Here is a 210-nt window from a genome sequence, read left to right as displayed (position 1 = left end):
GGTTTTGCCATCAGCAAGATGTCACAAGTGAACATGTACTGCTAGAAAATGCAAAAAGCGCTGGACTAGACATCGAGGAATTCCAGCGCGATATTCATTCTCAAAGTGCTGTCAAAGCACTAAAATGTGATATGAAAATTGCCGCTGAAATGGACGTGTCTGAGCTTCCGACCTTTGCCTTTTTTAATACAGTAAACGGAGATGAAGGAT

At 41.9% G+C, this 210-nt stretch carries 1 protein-coding gene; it reads left to right on the top strand.

Annotated features, from left to right (window positions below; genetic code table 11):
- Positions 1–210, top strand: a 210-nt coding sequence (locus ACM615_RS24350; RefSeq protein ID WP_431012703.1) for a DsbA family protein, incomplete at both ends; no start/stop codon positions are given.

The sequence above is a fragment of the Rahnella sp. PAMC25617 genome, assembly GCF_050606005.1.
GTDB lineage: Bacteria > Pseudomonadota > Gammaproteobacteria > Enterobacterales > Enterobacteriaceae > Rahnella > Rahnella variigena.
This window is presented reverse-complemented; position numbering and strand designations above follow the sequence as displayed.